Annotated in this window: 14 protein-coding genes; 11 read left to right on the plus strand and 3 right to left on the minus strand. The window is 59.8% G+C overall.

The annotated features are described in order from the left end of the window. Window positions 1-135: 135 nt before the first annotated feature. Window positions 136-1,737 carry an ArnT family glycosyltransferase gene (locus tag ACF0H7_RS24660; RefSeq protein ID WP_397449456.1) on the minus strand — a complete coding sequence of 534 codons (1,602 nt, stop codon included), beginning with the start codon at window positions 1,735-1,737 and terminating at the stop codon, window positions 136-138. Window positions 1,738-2,108: 371 nt separating this feature from the next. On the opposite strand from ACF0H7_RS24660, the gene ACF0H7_RS24665 reads away from it, so the two are divergent. The 4 genes from ACF0H7_RS24665 (at window position 2,109) to ACF0H7_RS24680 (ending at window position 5,258) form a co-directional block, all read left to right on the plus strand. Beyond that, on the plus strand, window positions 2,109-2,480 hold the full coding sequence (locus tag ACF0H7_RS24665; protein WP_397449457.1) for an ArsC family reductase: 372 nt from the start codon (window positions 2,109-2,111) through the stop codon (window positions 2,478-2,480). A 56-nt stretch (window positions 2,481-2,536) separates the two neighbouring features. Then, the gene (gene dapD / locus ACF0H7_RS24670; RefSeq protein ID WP_397449458.1) at window positions 2,537-3,571 is read left to right on the plus strand and encodes a 2,3,4,5-tetrahydropyridine-2,6-dicarboxylate N-succinyltransferase; all 1,035 of its coding nucleotides are present in this window, start codon (window positions 2,537-2,539) and stop codon (window positions 3,569-3,571) included. 71 nt (window positions 3,572-3,642) lie between these two features. Further along, on the plus strand, window positions 3,643-4,848 hold the full coding sequence (locus ACF0H7_RS24675) for an aminotransferase class V-fold PLP-dependent enzyme (RefSeq protein WP_397449459.1): 1,206 nt from the start codon (window positions 3,643-3,645) through the stop codon (window positions 4,846-4,848). Continuing rightward, window positions 4,845-5,258 carry a SufE family protein gene (locus ACF0H7_RS24680; protein WP_397449460.1) on the plus strand — a complete coding sequence of 138 codons (414 nt, stop codon included), beginning with the start codon at window positions 4,845-4,847 and terminating at the stop codon, window positions 5,256-5,258. Before ACF0H7_RS24675 ends, ACF0H7_RS24680 begins: the two co-directional genes overlap by 4 nt. Here ACF0H7_RS24680 and tcdA read toward each other — a convergent pair. Next, window positions 5,234-6,064 carry a tRNA cyclic N6-threonylcarbamoyladenosine(37) synthase TcdA gene (gene tcdA / locus ACF0H7_RS24685; RefSeq protein WP_397449461.1) on the minus strand — a complete coding sequence of 277 codons (831 nt, stop codon included), beginning with the start codon at window positions 6,062-6,064 and terminating at the stop codon, window positions 5,234-5,236. The genes ACF0H7_RS24680 and tcdA overlap by 25 nt on opposite strands. A gap of 265 nt (window positions 6,065-6,329) precedes the next feature. Between tcdA and ACF0H7_RS24690 the strand changes: the two genes are divergently transcribed. The 4 genes from ACF0H7_RS24690 (at window position 6,330) to ACF0H7_RS24705 (ending at window position 11,538) form a co-directional block, all read left to right on the plus strand. Continuing rightward, the gene (locus ACF0H7_RS24690; RefSeq protein ID WP_397449462.1) at window positions 6,330-8,918 is read left to right on the plus strand and encodes a glycosyltransferase; all 2,589 of its coding nucleotides are present in this window, start codon (window positions 6,330-6,332) and stop codon (window positions 8,916-8,918) included. Window positions 8,919-9,119: 201 nt separating this feature from the next. Continuing rightward, entirely contained in the window at window positions 9,120-10,271 is a 1,152-nt protein-coding gene (dapE, locus tag ACF0H7_RS24695; protein WP_397449463.1) for a succinyl-diaminopimelate desuccinylase, read from the plus strand. Beyond that, complete coding sequence (locus ACF0H7_RS24700; RefSeq protein WP_397454008.1) at window positions 10,271-11,080, plus strand: putative RNA methyltransferase; 810 nt, start codon at window positions 10,271-10,273, stop codon at window positions 11,078-11,080. Before dapE ends, ACF0H7_RS24700 begins: the two co-directional genes overlap by 1 nt. Before the next feature lie 80 nt (window positions 11,081-11,160). Further along, window positions 11,161-11,538, plus strand: coding sequence for a hypothetical protein (locus ACF0H7_RS24705; RefSeq protein ID WP_397449464.1), 378 nt, complete (start codon window positions 11,161-11,163; stop codon window positions 11,536-11,538). Window positions 11,539-11,687: 149 nt separating this feature from the next. On the opposite strand, the gene ACF0H7_RS24710 is transcribed toward ACF0H7_RS24705, so the two are convergent. After that, entirely contained in the window at window positions 11,688-11,897 is a 210-nt protein-coding gene (locus tag ACF0H7_RS24710) for a cold-shock protein (protein WP_397449465.1), read from the minus strand. 146 nt (window positions 11,898-12,043) lie between these two features. Here ACF0H7_RS24710 and plsB point away from each other — a divergent pair, with 146 nt between their 5' ends. The 3 genes from plsB (at window position 12,044) to ACF0H7_RS24725 (ending at window position 15,754) form a co-directional block, all read left to right on the plus strand. Beyond that, on the plus strand, window positions 12,044-14,536 hold the full coding sequence (gene plsB / locus ACF0H7_RS24715) for a glycerol-3-phosphate 1-O-acyltransferase PlsB (protein WP_397449466.1): 2,493 nt from the start codon (window positions 12,044-12,046) through the stop codon (window positions 14,534-14,536). 64 nt (window positions 14,537-14,600) lie between these two features. Then, a complete protein-coding gene (locus ACF0H7_RS24720) occupies window positions 14,601-14,999 on the plus strand; it encodes a YbaY family lipoprotein (RefSeq protein ID WP_397449467.1) in 399 nt (132 codons plus the stop codon). 65 nt (window positions 15,000-15,064) lie between these two features. Next, window positions 15,065-15,754 carry a DUF4197 domain-containing protein gene (locus ACF0H7_RS24725; protein ID WP_397449468.1) on the plus strand — a complete coding sequence of 230 codons (690 nt, stop codon included), beginning with the start codon at window positions 15,065-15,067 and terminating at the stop codon, window positions 15,752-15,754. Window positions 15,755-15,795 lie beyond the last annotated feature (41 nt).

Here is a 15,795-nt window from a genome sequence, read left to right on the forward strand (position 1 = left end):
CATCGGTAGGAGACTTTCTGTTGTCTGGGAAGTCTCCGGCGCTTACGCAGCCATTCGCCAACGTGTTGGCGAATGGCTGTCGCAGTGCGTCAGGCAGGCCGCCACCGCGGGCAAGCCTGCTCCTACAATCCGCTGTCAGGGCGCGCTGGTGGGCGCTTGTGGCACGTGCAGCAACACATATTCGTCATTATCGAAACGACCACTGACCATGACCGGTAACTCGGCGATCCGTGTGCCTTGCAGCGCCTTGAAGTCACGCTGCTCCATCAGCAGCCAGGCCGGCGCCTTGATGTTGGTCACTTGTTCGGTGGTATTGGTAAACAGCGGTTGCAAGTCTTCCGGAACATTGACCATGAACTTGATGGCCTTGCCGTCCTTGGTCAGTTGATGAAGGACCAGCGGTGCCGGCGCTTGCTTAATCGCCCCATAAACCGCCTGGGAAAAACTGCGCGTGTCATACACCGCTCGTTCCACCGGCTCGAACACCAGGATATAACTCGCCCACACCGACAGCACGCCACAAATGGCCAGGCCAACAGACCGCCACTGGACTTTGAACAACAGCGCCACGGCGATCAATTGCAACACCACCAGCACCGTCAGAATCAACCTGATGGAGTGGAGTTGATCGGAAAAACGATGCCGCGCCACCAGCAGGCCAACGATCAGCAGACTCGGCAATAACAGCCAGATACCTTGAATCAGCCAACGCAACCCGGCGAAAACACGCCCCTGCGCAACCTGAAACGGATAGGCCGCGATGATCGCCGCCATGGGAATCATCGGCAGCATGTACCGGGCCTTCTTGGCTTGCGGCACCGAGAGACCGATCATCACGATCAAGCCCGCCACCGCACAAAAAACAACCAGCCGCAGCGCAGGGTCATGCTGCTCGCGTTTGCTCAGCAACAGCGCCGCCAACACCAGCGCGGCCAATGGATAAGCCAGCGCGTAGTTACCCACGGAACTGGTGAAATAGTAGAGCACGCTGCTCTTGCCCTCGCTGCCATCCATGCGTGAGGTGAACTGCATCCGCACCACTTCGTGCAAGAAGTCCGCACCGCCAGCCACATGGGCCAACAGCAGCAGCACGCCGACGCAGGCCACCAACAACACCGCCGCCTGGACGCCGAAGATAAACATCCGGCGCCATTGGCCGTTCAGCACGTAATAACTGCAGAGCATGCCGGTGGGCACTACCAGCCCGATCGGCCCACGAATGGCGAATCCCAGCACCAGTAGCGCCAGAATCCAGCCCCTGCGTTGGCGAGCTTCAAAGTGATCGACGGCATACCCCAGGTAGAACACCGCAAAGGCCACCGTGGCCAGCATCTGATCCAGCGACACCGCGCGGGTCTCGGTGATAAAGGTGTTGCTCAGCAGTAGCAAGGCAACACTCAACAGCGCCCACAAACGCGAGTACGGCGCAACCAGGCGATACATCAGCATGACCAGAATGGCTGAAGAAAGCGCGGTTGGCAACCACGCGGTGAAGCTGTTCACCTGCCCGAACGGCAGCGAGAGCAGATAGATGAAAAAGGTCGTGGTCGCGGAGTAGTCCGGATACGGTTCACCGTAGGTGGTCGGAAAAAAGCCCGGACCGTGGCGCAACATTTCCTCGGCAAACAGCACGAAGCGCGAGTCGAATCCCAGCGCCTGCTGTTGGTAATTGCCGATGACGAACAACACCAGCGCCACAAGGCCGAGGAGCCATGACTGCTGGCGCAATGTCGCCATCGGCACTGCCGGTGATTGAGCTAGGGGTAAAGAGGACAAACGTGTATCTCCAGATAAATGGCTGAACCTTCCATAGGCCAGACAGGTACTCATAGCGCGTTGGATGGTGCCTTTCGCGGAGCGAAAAAAGTGTGAAAAACGACTCTCGACGCCTGCAATTAAAAAGGTAAATTTTAACCAATAGTTGCTGTACCCAGTATTCACCCCTCATCCGTGAAATTTTATAACAGTCATCGCTTCGTCTTAAACCTGTGCCTTACTCTGCCGCGGGCGGCGATCAGCGCGCTTGGCAGACTGCCTAAGCGCCAAGTAGTCGGACGTGGCATAATCACCCGCTGAATTTTTGCGGACTACTGAGAGGAGTTTCGGGGATGGAAAATTCCTCCAGCAAAAACAAGGGCTTACACCTATACGGGATTAAAGCCTGCGACACCATGAAAAAAGCGCGCACCTGGCTCGACGAAAAAGCCATGAGCTACGATTTTCATGACTATAAAACGGTCGGTATCGACCGCGAGCATTTGACCCAGTGGTGTAACGAGCATGGCTGGCAAGTCGTGCTCAACCGGGCCGGGACGACCTTTCGCAAACTCGACGACGGACAAAAAGCCGATCTCGATCAAGCCAAGGCCATCGAACTGATGCTCGCACAACCGTCGATGATCAAGCGCCCGGTGCTCGATCTCGGCGACAGAACCGTGATTGGCTTCAAGCCCGATCTGTATGCGGCGGCCTTCGAGTAAGCCACAGCGCTGCTAGAGCCCCGTTCACATCAGTAAAGAATGTTAGAGGTATCTTCATGTCCAATTCTCTGTTCAGCCTGGCGTTTGGCGTCGGCACTCAAAACCGTCAAGGCACCTGGCTGGAAGTGTTCTACGCGCAGCCACTGCTCAACCCGTCGGCCGAACTGGTCGCTGCCATCGCGCCAGCACTGGGCTACACCGGCGGCAACCAGGCCATCGCCTTCAACACCACTCAGGCGTCGCAACTGGCGGAAACCCTGAAGAGCATCGACGCCGGTCAGGCTGCTTTGCTGACCCGTCTGGCCGAAAGCCACAAGCCACTGGTCGTCACCCTGCTCGCCGAAGACGCGGCGCTGACCTCGACGCCTGAGGCCTACCTCAAGCTGCACCTGTTGTCGCACCGTCTGGTCAAGCCACACGGCCTGAGCCTGGCCGGCATCTTCCCGTTGCTGCCGAACGTAGCCTGGACCAGCCAAGGCGCCGTCGACCTGGGCGAACTGGCCGAGCGTCAGCTGGAAGCGCGCCTCAAGGGCGAACTGCTGGAAGTGTTCTCGGTCGATAAATTCCCGAAAATGACCGACTACGTGGTGCCGAGCGGCGTGCGTATCGCTGACAGCGCACGCGTGCGTCTGGGCGCTTACATCGGCGAAGGCACCACCGTGATGCACGAAGGTTTCGTCAATTTCAACGGCGGCACCGAAGGTCCGGGCATGGTCGAAGGACGCATCTCCGCGGGCATCTTCGTTGGCAAGGGTTCCGACCTGGGCGGCGGTTGCTCGACCATGGGCACCCTGTCGGGCGGTGGCAACATCATCGTCAAGATCGGTGAAGGCTGCCTGATCGGCGCCAACGCCGGCGTTGGTATTTCCCTGGGTGATCGCAACACCGTGGAAGCGGGCCTGTACGTCACCGCCGGAACCAAAGTCGCGCTGCTTGACGATAAAAACGAGCTGGTAAAAGTGGTCAAGGCCCGCGAACTGTCAGATCAAACGGACCTGCTGTTCCGTCGCAACTCGCAAACCGGTGCCGTGGAATGCAAATCCCACAAGTCGGCCATCGAGCTGAACGAAGCGCTGCACGCTCACAACTGATGTGATGCAGCGTCCGGATCCGAGGTTGTATTGATATACACTCGGATCCGGTCCATCGAGTTTGAATAACCATGCTTCTGCCCTCCCCCTGGCGTGCTGATTTCCCAGCCATCGCCGCACTGCATCGGCAAGGCCAGACCTATCTGGACAACGCCGCGACCACGCAAAAACCTCAAATACTGCTGGATGCCCTGCACCATTACTACGTCAATGGCGCAGCCAACGTGCATCGAGCGCAACACCTGCCGGGCGCCACCGCGACCCAGGCCTTCGAAGACAGCCGGCGCAAAGTTGCTGACTGGCTGAATGCCGGCGACATCGCGCAAATTGTTTTTACCCACGGCGCGACCTCGGCGCTGAACCTGTTGGCCTATGGGCTTGAGCATCTGTTCAGCGCCGGCGATGAAATTGTCATCAGCGCTCTGGAGCACCACGCCAATCTGTTGCCCTGGCAGCAGTTGGCCCGGCGCCGGGACCTCAAGCTGGTGATCCTGCCGCTCGACGCCGACGGTCTGATCGATCTGCAAACCGCAGCCGAGCTGATCGGCCCACACACCCGCTTGCTGGCGGTGAGCCAACTGTCCAACGTACTGGGCACCTGGCAGCCGTTACCTGAATTGCTGAACATGGCAAAGGTTGCCGGCGCGCTGACCGTTGTCGATGGCGCCCAGGGCGTCGTCCACGGTCGCCATGATGTGCAGGCGCTGGGCTGTGATTTCTATGTGTTTTCCAGCCACAAGCTGTATGGCCCCGACGGCGTTGGCGCGTTGTGTGGCCGTCATCAGGCCTTGGCGCAACTGCGTCACTGGCAGTTTGGTGGCGAGATGGTGTTGAACGTGGATTACCATGACGCCAGCTTCCGCGCTGCACCGCTGGGTTTTGAAGCCGGGACGCCGCCGATTGCCAGCGTGATTGGCCTTGGCGCGGCGCTGGGCTACCTGGCGAGCCTCGATCACCACGCGGTGCTGGTCCACGAAGCCGCGCTGCACAGTTTGCTGCTGAACGGCCTCAAAGCCCGTGAAGGCGTGCGCGTGCTGGGCAACCCCCAGACCGCACTGGTGAGTTTCGTGGTCGACGGTATTCACAACGCCGACCTGGCGCACCTGCTCACCGAACAAGGCATCGCCGTACGCGCCGGACACCACTGCGCCATGCCGCTGATCAAAAGCCTCGACCTGACGGGTGCGATTCGGGTTTCCCTGGCGCTGTACAACGATTCCGACGACCTGGCGCGCTTTTTCAGTGCCTTGGATCAGGCGTTGGAGCTGCTGCGATGAACCTGCCAGCCGAGGCGCAGACCGCGCTCGAGACCTTCAATCAGTCGCTCGGTTGGGAACAACGTGCACGCCTGTTGATGCAGTGGGGCGAACGCTTGCCCGCCCTCAGCGACGAGGAAAAAACCGAAGAACATCGGGTGCACGGCTGCGAAAGCCAGGTCTGGTTGCTGGGCGACATCAGTAACGGTCACTGGCAATTTCGCGCGGCCAGCGATGCGCGTTTGATTCGGGGTCTGGTGGCGCTGCTGCTGGCAAGGGTCAACGGGTTGTCGGCTGAAGATCTGCAGCAGGTGGACTTGCCGGACTGGTTCAGCCAACTGGGCCTCAGCCGGCAACTCTCGCCCTCACGCAGCAACGGCTTGAATGCCGTGCTGCAACGCATGCGTCAGCTGGCTTGCGGCAACGCCTGAGCAGGTTTACTGCGTTCTGACGGACGTCGCGCGCCAGCGACAATCTTATCCACCGCCTTGGTGGCCGCGACCATACCGAAGGTCGCAGTGACCATCATCACCGCGCCGAAACCACCGGCGCAGTCCAGCTTCACGCCATCGCCGACAAAGCTCTTCTGCAGGCAAATGCTGCCGTCCGGTTTTGGATAGCGCAGTTGTTCGGTGGAAAACACGCACGGCACGCTGTAATGCCGGGTCACGGTGCGCGAGAAACCGTAGTCGCGACGCAAAGTCGAGCGCACTTTAGAGGCCAGCGGATCGTTGAAGGTACGGTTGAGGTCGCAGACCTGGATCAGCGTCGGGTCAATCTGCCCGCCCGCACCGCCGGTGGTGATGATCTGGATCTTGCGGCGTTTGCACCAGGCGATCAGCGCGGCTTTAGCGTTAACGCTGTCGATGCAGTCGAGCACGCAGTCGATGTCCGGGGTGATGTACTCGGCCATGGTCTCGCGGGTGACGAAATCGGCGACGGCGTGCACCGTGCAGTCCGGGTTGATCGCACGCAGGCGTTCGGCCATGACCTCGACCTTGGCCCGGCCGATGGTGCCGTCCAGCGCATGCAACTGGCGATTGCTGTTGCTGACGCAGACGTCATCCAGGTCGAACAACGAGATCTCGCCGACACCGCAGCGAGCCATCGCTTCCGCCGCCCACGAACCGACTCCGCCGATGCCGACGATCGCCACATGCGCCGCGCGCAACCGCTCCAGGCCTTCGATGCCATACAAACGGGCGACGCCAGCAAACCGCGGATCTTCTGTGCTCATGACCATTACCCCAAAAACCGGCGCGCATTATAGGGCCGTATGGGGTTCAGAGCATCTTTATCCTGATGAAGCGCTATCGCAGACAAGCCCGTTCCTACAGTTCTTGGTGATTTCGTCGGCAAGACAACTTGTTACAGAACTTAGTTTCATTAAAGTTGACCAATAGCCATCTTACTGTACAGCCGTACAAGGCCCAGAGTAGGATGCGCGCCGACCGGCGTTCGTCGGCTATTCCCTGTTCCACCCTTTGGAACCAGAAACATCTATGGCATCGCGTAAATTTGGACTCAACCTGGTGGTAGTGGTCGCAATCGCCGCACTATTCACCGGCTTCTGGGCGCTGATCAACCGCCCGGTTACAACCCCCGACTGGCCCGAGCAGATCTCCGGCTTCTCTTACTCTCCTTTTCGCCAGGATGAAAATCCGCAAAAAGGCATCTACCCGACTGACGACGAAATGCGTCAGGACCTGGAGTTGATGAGCAAGCACACCGACAGTATCCGTATCTACTCGGTCGACGGTACGCTGGCGAATATTCCGAAACTGGCGGAAGAGTTCGGCCTGCGCGTGACCCTCGGAATCTGGATCAGCCCCGATCTGGAGCGTAACGAACGCGAAATCGCCAAGGCCATCGAACTGGCCAACACTACTCGCAGCGTGGTTCGCGTGGTGGTGGGTAACGAAGCCTTGTTCCGTCGTGAAATCACCGTACAACAGCTGAGTGCGATCCTCGACCGCGTGCGCGCGGCGGTGAAAGTCCCGGTGACCACCTCCGAGCAATGGCACATCTGGGAGAAATACCCGGAACTGGCCAAACACGTCGACTTGATTGCCGCGCACATTCTGCCGTACTGGGAATTCATTCCCATGGACAAGGCTGGCCAATACGTACTCGACCGTGCGCGGGAACTGAAAAAAATGTTTCCGAAAAAGCCGCTGCTGCTGTCCGAAGTGGGCTGGCCGAGCAATGGCCGCATGCGTGGTGGTGCCGATGCGACTCAGTCGGATCAGGCGATCTACCTGCGCACTCTGGTCAACAAGCTTAACCGTCAGGGCTACAACTACTTCGTGATCGAAGCGTTCGATCAGCCGTGGAAAGCCAGCGACGAAGGTTCCGTGGGCGCGTACTGGGGCGTGTACAACGCTGCTCGCCAACAGAAATTCAATTTTGAAGGCCCGGTGGTGGCGATCCCGCAATGGCGCGTGCTGGCGATCGGTTCGGTGGTCCTGGCCTTGCTGGCCCTGGCCCTGCTGCTGATCGACGGTTCGGCACTGCGTCAACGTGGCCGCACCTTCCTGACCTTCACCGCGTTCCTTTGTGGTTCGGTGCTGGTGTGGATCGGTTACGACTACAGCCAGCAATACAGCACCTGGTTCAGCCTCACGGTAGGCTTCCTGCTGGCGTTGGGTGCATTGGGGGTGTTCATCGTGTTGATGGCCGAAGCCCACGAGCTGGCGGAAGCGGTATGGACCCACAAGCGGCGTCGTGAATTCCTGCCGGTCGAAGCGGACGAAGCCTACCGGCCGAAAGTCTCGGTGCATGTGCCGTGCTACAACGAGCCACCGGAGATGGTCAAACAGACCCTCAACGCATTGGCCGCGCTCGATTACCCGGACTTCGAAGTCCTGATCATCGACAACAACACCAAAGACCCGGCTGTCTGGGAACCGGTCAAGGCGCATTGCGAAATGCTCGGTTCGCGCTTCAAGTTTTTCCACGTCGCGCCATTGGCCGGTTTCAAGGGCGGTGCCCTGAATTACCTGATTCCGCACACCGCGCCGGATGCCGAAGTGATTGCGGTGATCGACTCGGACTACTGCGTCGATCGCAACTGGCTCAAGCACATGGTGCCGCACTTCGCCGATCCGAAAATCGCCGTAGTGCAGTCGCCGCAGGATTACCGCGACCAGAACGAAAGCACCTTCAAGAAGCTCTGCTACTCGGAATACAAAGGCTTCTTCCACATCGGCATGGTCACCCGTAACGACCGTGACGCGATCATCCAGCACGGCACCATGACCATGACCCGTCGCTCGGTGCTCGAAGAGCTGGGCTGGGCTGACTGGTGTATCTGTGAAGACGCCGAACTGGGTCTGCGCGTGTTCGAAAAAGGCTTGTCCGCTGCCTATTCCCACAACAGCTACGGCAAGGGTCTGATGCCGGACACCTTCATCGACTTCAAGAAACAGCGCTTCCGTTGGGCCTATGGTGCGATCCAGATCATCAAACGCCACACCTCGAGCCTGCTGCGCGGCAAGGACACCGAGTTGACCCGTGGTCAGCGCTATCACTTCCTCGCGGGCTGGTTGCCGTGGGTGGCTGACGGCATGAACATCTTCTTCACCCTCGGCGCCCTGCTGTGGTCGGGGGCGATGATCATCGTGCCGCAACGGGTCGATCCACCGTTGCTGATCTTTGCAATTCCGCCCTTGGCGTTGTTCGTGTTCAAGGTCGGCAAGATCATCTTCCTCTACCGCCGTGCGGTCGGGGTCAACATGAAGGACGCGTTTGCAGCCGCATTGGCCGGTCTGGCGTTGTCGCACACCATTGCCAAGGCAGTGTTGTACGGATTCTTCACCAGCAGCATTCCGTTCTTCCGCACCCCGAAAAACGCCGACAGCCATGGTTTGTGGGTAGCGATCTCGGAAGCGCGTGAAGAGCTGTTCATCATGCTGTTGCTGTGGGGCGCGGCGCTGGGCATCTGCCTGGTGCAGGGCCTGCCAAGCGCCGACATGAAGCTGTGGGTGGTCATGTTGTTGGTGCAATCGCTGCCGTATGTCGCGGCATTGATCATGGCGTTCCTGTCGTCGCTGCCAAAGCCGGTGCCGGTAGAGCAGGTCGCGACGGTATGACAGCTGCTTTGAAATAAAAAACAGCGGTAATAAACGGCGACCTTCGGGTCGCCGTTTTGCTTTAAGATGTTCGCCTTTTTAGCGCCCTTGAATTGTAGGAGCTGCCGCAGGCTGCGATCCGACGCGAAACCGTTTCGAGCCCATCGCAGCCTCCGGCAGCTCCTGCATTTAATGTGCGAACCCACGAATCGGAGTCCTTTCATGACGGCCCCAGCCGACCTCTCGCCCACCCTCCAACTCGCCTGCGACTTGATCCGTCGTCCATCGGTTACGCCGATCGATGCCGATTGTCAGGTGACGATGATGCAACGCCTGGGCGATGCCGGCTTCAAGCTGGAGCCGATGCGCATCGAGGATGTGGACAACTTCTGGGCGACCCACGGCACCCAGGACGGGCCGGTGCTGTGCTTCGCCGGTCACACCGACGTGGTGCCGACCGGGCCGGTGCAAGCCTGGCAGAACGATCCGTTCGATGCGTTGATCGACGAACACGGCATGCTTTGCGGGCGTGGCGCGGCCGACATGAAAGGCAGCCTGGCCTCAATGGTGGTGGCCACCGAGCGTTTCGTCGCCGATCACCCGAACCACAAAGGCAAGGTCGCGTTCCTGATCACCAGCGACGAAGAAGGCCCGGCGCACCACGGCACCAAAGCCGTGATCGAGCGTCTGGTGGCGCGGAAAGAGCGTCTGGACTGGTGCATCGTCGGCGAACCGTCGAGCACCACGCTGGTGGGCGACGTGGTGAAAAACGGCCGTCGCGGCTCGTTGGGTGCCAAGCTGACGGTGAAGGGCATTCAGGGTCACGTGGCTTATCCGCACCTGGCGAAGAACCCGATCCACCTGGCTTCGCCGGCCTTGGCCGAACTGGCCGCCGAGCATTGGGACAATGGCAATAGCTTCTTCCCGCCGACCAGCTTTCAGATCTCCAACCTCAACTCCGGCACTGGCGCGACCAACGTGATTCCAGGTGATCTGGTGGCGGTGTTCAACTTCCGCTTCTCCACCGAATCCACAGTCGAAGGCCTGCAACAGCGGGTCGCGACCATTCTCGACAAGCATGGCCTGGACTGGCACGTAGACTGGGCGTTGTCCGGTCTGCCATTCCTCACCGAACCGGGCGATTTGCTGGACGCTGTTTCGGCCAGCATCAAAGCGGTGACCGGTCGCGAAACCAAGGCTTCCACCAGCGGCGGCACTTCGGATGGGCGTTTTATTGCCACCATGGGCACCCAAGTGGTTGAACTGGGTCCGGTCAACGCCACGATCCACCAGGTCAACGAACGGGTATTGGCCAGCGACCTTGATGTCCTGACCGAAATCTACTACCAGACTCTGGTCAAGTTACTCGCATGATGCTGGCTTGCCCGATTTGCGCGGCCGCGCTCAGTGCTGTGGATAACGGTGTGGTCTGCCCTGTCGGCCACCGTTTCGACCGCGCGCGCCAAGGCTATTTGAACCTGCTGCCCGTGCAACATAAAAACAGCCGCGACCCTGGCGACAATCAGGCCATGGTCGAAGCGCGCCGCGACTTCCTCAACGCCGGCCATTACGCCCCGGTGGCCAAGCGCCTGGCTGAGCTGGCTGCGGAACACGCGCCGGCGCACTGGCTGGATATCGGCTGTGGCGAAGGTTATTACACCGCTCAAATCGCCAGCGCCCTGCCCGATTCGGACGGCTATGCACTGGATATTTCTCGTGAAGCGGTCAAACGCGCCTGCCGTCGCGACCCGACGCTGACCTGGTTGATCGCCAGCATGGCCCGCATACCGCTGCCGGACGCCAGCTGCCAGTTCCTCGCCAGCGTGTTCAGCCCGCTGGACTGGAATGAAGCCAAGCGCTTGCTCACGCCCGGCGGCGGCTTGATGCGCGTCGGCCCGACCAGCGAACACCTGATGGAACTGCGTGAGCGGCTGTACGACGAAGTGCGTGATTACGTCGACGACAAGCACCTGGCGCAAGTCCCTGACGGCATGCAGCTACAGCACAGCGAAACCCTGCGCTTCACCCTGACGCTGGTGGATGCCCAATCCCGCGCCAACCTGCTGGCCATGACACCCCACGGCTGGCGCGCCAGCGCGGAACGCCGGGCCAACGTCATCGAACAGCCGGAGCCGTTCGAAACCACGGTGTCCATGCGTTACGATTACTTCGTGCTTCAATAACCCACATCGATGCAGCCCTGCCCAGGCGGGGCCGCCGAACGAATCCGCGAATGGATTTTCCACTTTCTGACGAGGCATCCATGCGCCAACCTGATATCGAGATCTACCTCAAAGACGCCGACGTCGACCACAAAGCCATCGCCGCCTGGCTCAGCACCGCCCTCGGCTCGTGCAGCGACTGGGTACAAAAAGGCCAGACCTATAAGTGCCAAGCCGGCAACGTTGCCGTGACCTGGCTGCCAAAAGCGGTAGGCAAATGGAACAGCCTGTACCTGGAAAGCGATAAAACGCCGTGGGACGACGACATCGCCTGCGCGCGCGCCGCCTTCGCCGCGCTGAACGTGGAAGTGCGCTGCGCACCGGGCACCTGGGTCGAAGAAGAAAGCGACGACGCCGCCGACCGCTGGATTCGCATCAGCGCCGATGGCGAAGAAGAGATTGTCTGGCATACGAGCTGAGTCGTTAGATCAAGACACAAGATAATGTAGGAGCTGCCGGAGGCTGCGATCGCCCTGGAACAGGGCGCTCTGGATGATGATCGCGAAGGCCGTTCCGGCCTTATCGCAGCCTGCGGCAGCTCCTACAAGTGATTGATGCGCCCCGCCTGTTACACCCCCACCACATCCTCAGCCTGCAGGCCTTTCTGCCCGTCAATCAGGCCGTATTCAACCAGCTGACCTTCCGCCAGGGAGCGGTGGCCTTCGCCGCGGATCGCGCGGTAATGAACGAATACGTCACCGCCGCCTTCACGTTGAATGAAGCCATAACCCTTGGCGTCGTTGAACCATTTCACGTTGCCCGTCTCGCGTGCTGACATTGAATCGTTGCTCCATGTTTATTATTGGACAGGCGAGTATAGGGCAGGTGTAAAAACTACGAAATTCGTATAAACGGCGTCGTTTTTTGCCGATCGTCGGTATATACGTCACACTGTGGGCTCGTTTTTTAACCAGCAGAAGCCGTATGACCCGTTCTCCGTTCCGCCGTCTTGTGTTTGGCGCCCTGCGCCGGGTGTTGTATCTCTGGGTTCGCTCGGAAACCATCAACCAGTCCGCCTTCACTCTGAACCTCGACCGCAGCCGCCCGGTGTTCTACGCCCTGCAAAATCCATCATTGAGCGACCTGGCGGTGATTGACCGCGAATGCACCAAGGCCGGCTTGCCGCGCCCGGTGCTGCCAGTGTCGGTGGGCAATTTGCTGGAGCCTGCGGCGTTCTTCTATTTGACGCCGGAACCGGACTGGCTCGGTCGCCAGGACAAACGCGGAGCGCCGCCGACGCTGGAGCGGTTGGTCAGTGCCATCAGTCAGAACGCCGCCGAAGATGCGCAGATCATCCCGGTCAGTGTGTTCTGGGGCCAGTCGCCGGACAGCGAGTCGAGCCCGTGGAAGCTGTTGTTCGCCGACAGCTGGGCAGTGACCGGGCGCTTGCGTCAGTTCATCCGCATCCTGATTCTTGGACGCAAAACCCGCGTGCAATTCTCCGCGCCGGTGCATTTGCGCGAGCTGGTGAATGAAAACAAAGGCCACGAACGCACCCTGCGCATGACCCAACGCATCTTGCGCGTGCATTTCCGCAACCTTAAAACCGCAGTGATCGGCCCCGACCTGTCGCACCGGCGCAATCTGGTCAAGGGCCTGGTCGACGAGCCGATGGTCAAACAGGCGATTCTCGACGAAGCCGAGCGCGAGAAGATCCCGGAGAGCAAAGCCCGGGAACAGGCGCTGCGCTATGGCAACGAAATCGCCTCGGACTACACCTACTCGGCGATCCGCTTCCTGGAAGTGGTGCTGAGCTGGTTCTGGAACAAGATCTACGACGGGATCAAGGTCAGCCACATCGAAGGCGTGCAGGCGGTCTCCCCCGGCCATGAGGTGATTTATGTGCCCTGCCACCGCAGCCATATCGATTACCTGCTGCTGTCCTACCTGCTGTTCCGCAACGGTCTGACACCGCCGCATATTGCCGCCGGTATCAACCTGAACATGCCAGGCATGGGCGGTTTGCTGCGTCGTGGCGGGGCGTTCTTCATGCGCCGTACGTTCAAGGGCAACCCGCTGTACAGCGCAGTGTTCAACGAATACCTGCACACCCTGTTCACCAAAGGCTTCCCGGTCGAATACTTCGTCGAGGGCGGCCGTTCGCGTACCGGGCGCATGTTGCGGCCAAAACCCGGAATGTTGTCCATTACCTTGCGCAGTTTCTTGCGCAACTCGCGGATGCCGATCGTCTTCGTGCCGGTGTATATCGGCTACGAACGCGTGCTCGAAGGCCGCACCTACCTGGGCGAACTGCGCGGCGCGAGCAAGAAGAAAGAATCGATTTTCGACATGCTCAAGGTATTCGGCGCGCTCAAACAGCGCTTCGGCCAGGTGTCGGTCAACTTCGGTGAGCCGATCAAGCTGGCCGAGTTTCTCGACCACGAGCAACCGGACTGGCGCCAACAGGAATTGGGGCCGCAATTCCGCCCGGCCTGGCTCAACGAAACCACCAATCGCCTTGGCGAACGTGTCGCTCAGCGTCTGAACGAAGCGGCCGCGATCAACCCAGTGAATCTGGTGGCCTTGGCATTGCTGTCCACCAACAAGCTGGCGCTGGACGATCAGGCCATGGCGCGGGTGCTGGACCTGTACCTGACCTTATTGCGTCGAGTGCCGTACTCGCCCCACACCACCCTGCCCGAAGGCGACGGTAAGGCGCTGATCGAGTACGTGAAAGGGATGGATCTGCTGTCGGAACAAAAGGACGCATTGGGTAAGATTTTGTACCTCGATGAGCAGAACGCAGTGCTGATGACCTACTATCGCAACAACGTGTTGCACATTTTCGCCCTGCCTTCACTGCTGGCCAGCTTCTTCCAAAGTTCGTCGCGCATGACCCGCGAACAGCTGCTGCGTTACACCCGCGCGCTGTATCCGTACCTGCAATCCGAACTGTTCATTCGCTGGACTCTGGACGAGTTGGACGGCGTGATTGATCAGTGGCTGGAGGCGTTTGTCGAGCAAGGTCTGCTGCGCTTCGAGAACGATGTGTACCTGCGTCCGGCACCCAGCTCGCGTCATTTCGTGTTGCTGACATTGCTCTCGCGGGCCATCGCCCAGACCCTGCAACGCTTCTATATGGCGATTTCGCTGCTGCTCAACAGCGGCCAGAACACTATCAGCGCCGAAGAGCTGGAAGACCTGTGCACGATCATGGCCCAACGCCTGTCGATTCTGCACGGCCTGAACGCGCCGGAATTTTTCGATAAAAGCTTGTTCCGGCATTTCATTCAGACGCTGCTCGAGCAGGATGTTTTACGCAAAGACCCCGCCGGAAAACTCGGTTATCACGCGCTGCTCGGTGAGCTGGCGGAAGGCGCGGCGAAGCGGGTTTTGCCGGCGGAAATCCGTTTGTCGATCCGCCAGGTCGCCCTGCATCGCAGCGAAGATGTAACAGAACCAGCCCCTGCGCCGTAAAATCCGTTAAGTTTCGTAGCGCTGGTGCCAGGCTTTTTCTGGCACCACCGGTACGGAGATTCCGATGAAAAAACTAGCACTGCTCTTTCTGACCGCCCTGCTCGGTGCCTGCAGCACCGGACACCCCCCGGGGCAGGCCAGTCTCGACGGCGAGGTCTTTTACCTGCAACGCATGGCCCTGCCGCCCACAGCAACCCTGAGCGTCGCCCTACACGATGTGTCCAAGGCCGACGCCCCCGTTGTGGTATTGGCCAGACAAAGCGGCCCCATCGAAGGCCAGGTGCCACTACCCTTCCACCTGGATTATGATCCGAAAAAAGTACAGGCCGGCCATCGTTATGTGGTCAGTGCTCGCATTGAACTGGACGGAAAACTGCTGTTTATCAGCACCCGACACCATCCCGTACAACTCGACGGCCAGGATCAACAACCGCTGAGAATCCGCGTGGATTCAGTTCAGTAAATTCTCTCGGCACCGAGCGAACATTCCGTGCCTCTCACCCGATCCCCTTTGAAAAGGATGTTTCCATGCTCCGCCCTTCCGTTACCTTTGCCGGCCTGTTCGCGGGCCTGCTGCTGTCGGCCAACGTGTTTGCCCTGTCCATCAGCGACCTGTCGCAGTCGGACGCTTCTGGCGGCCTCAAGGACGCCTTGACCCAAGGCGCACAAATCGCCGTCAAACAACTGGGCGTACCGGGTGGTTTCAGCAACAACAAGGACGTGCGCATCGAGCTGCCAGGCAGCCTCGGCAAGGTCGCGAAGAAGATGAAACAGTTCGGCATGGGGGCCCAGGTTGATGAACTGGAAGCCAGCATGAACCAGGCCGCCGAAGCCGCCGTGCCGCAAGCCCAGGCGATTCTGGTCGATGCGGTGAAGAAGATGAGCGTGACGGACGCCAAGGCGATTCTGACGGGCGGCAACGACTCCGCCACTCAGTACCTGAACAAAACCAGCCGCGATCAAATCCGCGCGAAATTCCTGCCGATCGTCAAACAAGCCACTGACAAGGTCGGCGTTGCCCAGAAATACAACAGCTTCGCCGGTCAGGCCGCCTCACTGGGCGTGGTCAATAGCAAAGACGCCAACATCGAAGGCTACGTGACTGAACAAGCCCTCAACGGCCTGTTCGAGATGATCGGCAAGCAAGAAGCCAGCATCCGCCAAAACCCGGCTGCGGCGGCGACCAGCCTGGCGAAGAAGGTGTTTGGGGCGTTGTAAGGCAAAAAGGTCATGTAAATCCGTAGCAGTCCGGCTTGCCG

It is taken from the genome of Pseudomonas sp. NA-150 (genome assembly GCF_044336365.1).
In the GTDB taxonomy this organism is placed as follows: Bacteria; Pseudomonadota; Gammaproteobacteria; order Pseudomonadales; family Pseudomonadaceae; genus Aquipseudomonas.

What these genes read in the sequence shown, in the direction of transcription:
- ACF0H7_RS24675 (WP_397449459.1), top strand. Translation starts at nt 3,643, where the DNA reads ATGCTTCTGCCCTCCCCCTGGCGTGCTGATTTCCCAGCCATCGCCGCA.
- ACF0H7_RS24660 (WP_397449456.1), bottom strand. Translation starts at nt 1,737, where the DNA reads ATGGCGACATTGCGCCAGCAGTCATGGCTCCTCGGCCTTGTGGCGCTG.
- ACF0H7_RS24690 (WP_397449462.1), top strand. Translation starts at nt 6,330, where the DNA reads ATGGCATCGCGTAAATTTGGACTCAACCTGGTGGTAGTGGTCGCAATC.
- dapE (WP_397449463.1), top strand. Translation starts at nt 9,120, where the DNA reads ATGACGGCCCCAGCCGACCTCTCGCCCACCCTCCAACTCGCCTGCGAC.
- ACF0H7_RS24705 (WP_397449464.1), top strand. Translation starts at nt 11,161, where the DNA reads ATGCGCCAACCTGATATCGAGATCTACCTCAAAGACGCCGACGTCGAC.
- tcdA (WP_397449461.1), bottom strand. Translation starts at nt 6,064, where the DNA reads ATGAGCACAGAAGATCCGCGGTTTGCTGGCGTCGCCCGTTTGTATGGC.
- ACF0H7_RS24725 (WP_397449468.1), top strand. Translation starts at nt 15,065, where the DNA reads ATGCTCCGCCCTTCCGTTACCTTTGCCGGCCTGTTCGCGGGCCTGCTG.
- ACF0H7_RS24710 (WP_397449465.1), bottom strand. Translation starts at nt 11,897, where the DNA reads ATGTCAGCACGCGAGACGGGCAACGTGAAATGGTTCAACGACGCCAAG.
- ACF0H7_RS24680 (WP_397449460.1), top strand. Translation starts at nt 4,845, where the DNA reads ATGAACCTGCCAGCCGAGGCGCAGACCGCGCTCGAGACCTTCAATCAG.
- dapD (WP_397449458.1), top strand. Translation starts at nt 2,537, where the DNA reads ATGTCCAATTCTCTGTTCAGCCTGGCGTTTGGCGTCGGCACTCAAAAC.
- ACF0H7_RS24720 (WP_397449467.1), top strand. Translation starts at nt 14,601, where the DNA reads ATGAAAAAACTAGCACTGCTCTTTCTGACCGCCCTGCTCGGTGCCTGC.
- plsB (WP_397449466.1), top strand. Translation starts at nt 12,044, where the DNA reads ATGACCCGTTCTCCGTTCCGCCGTCTTGTGTTTGGCGCCCTGCGCCGG.
- ACF0H7_RS24665 (WP_397449457.1), top strand. Translation starts at nt 2,109, where the DNA reads ATGGAAAATTCCTCCAGCAAAAACAAGGGCTTACACCTATACGGGATT.
- ACF0H7_RS24700 (WP_397454008.1), top strand. Translation starts at nt 10,271, where the DNA reads ATGCTGGCTTGCCCGATTTGCGCGGCCGCGCTCAGTGCTGTGGATAAC.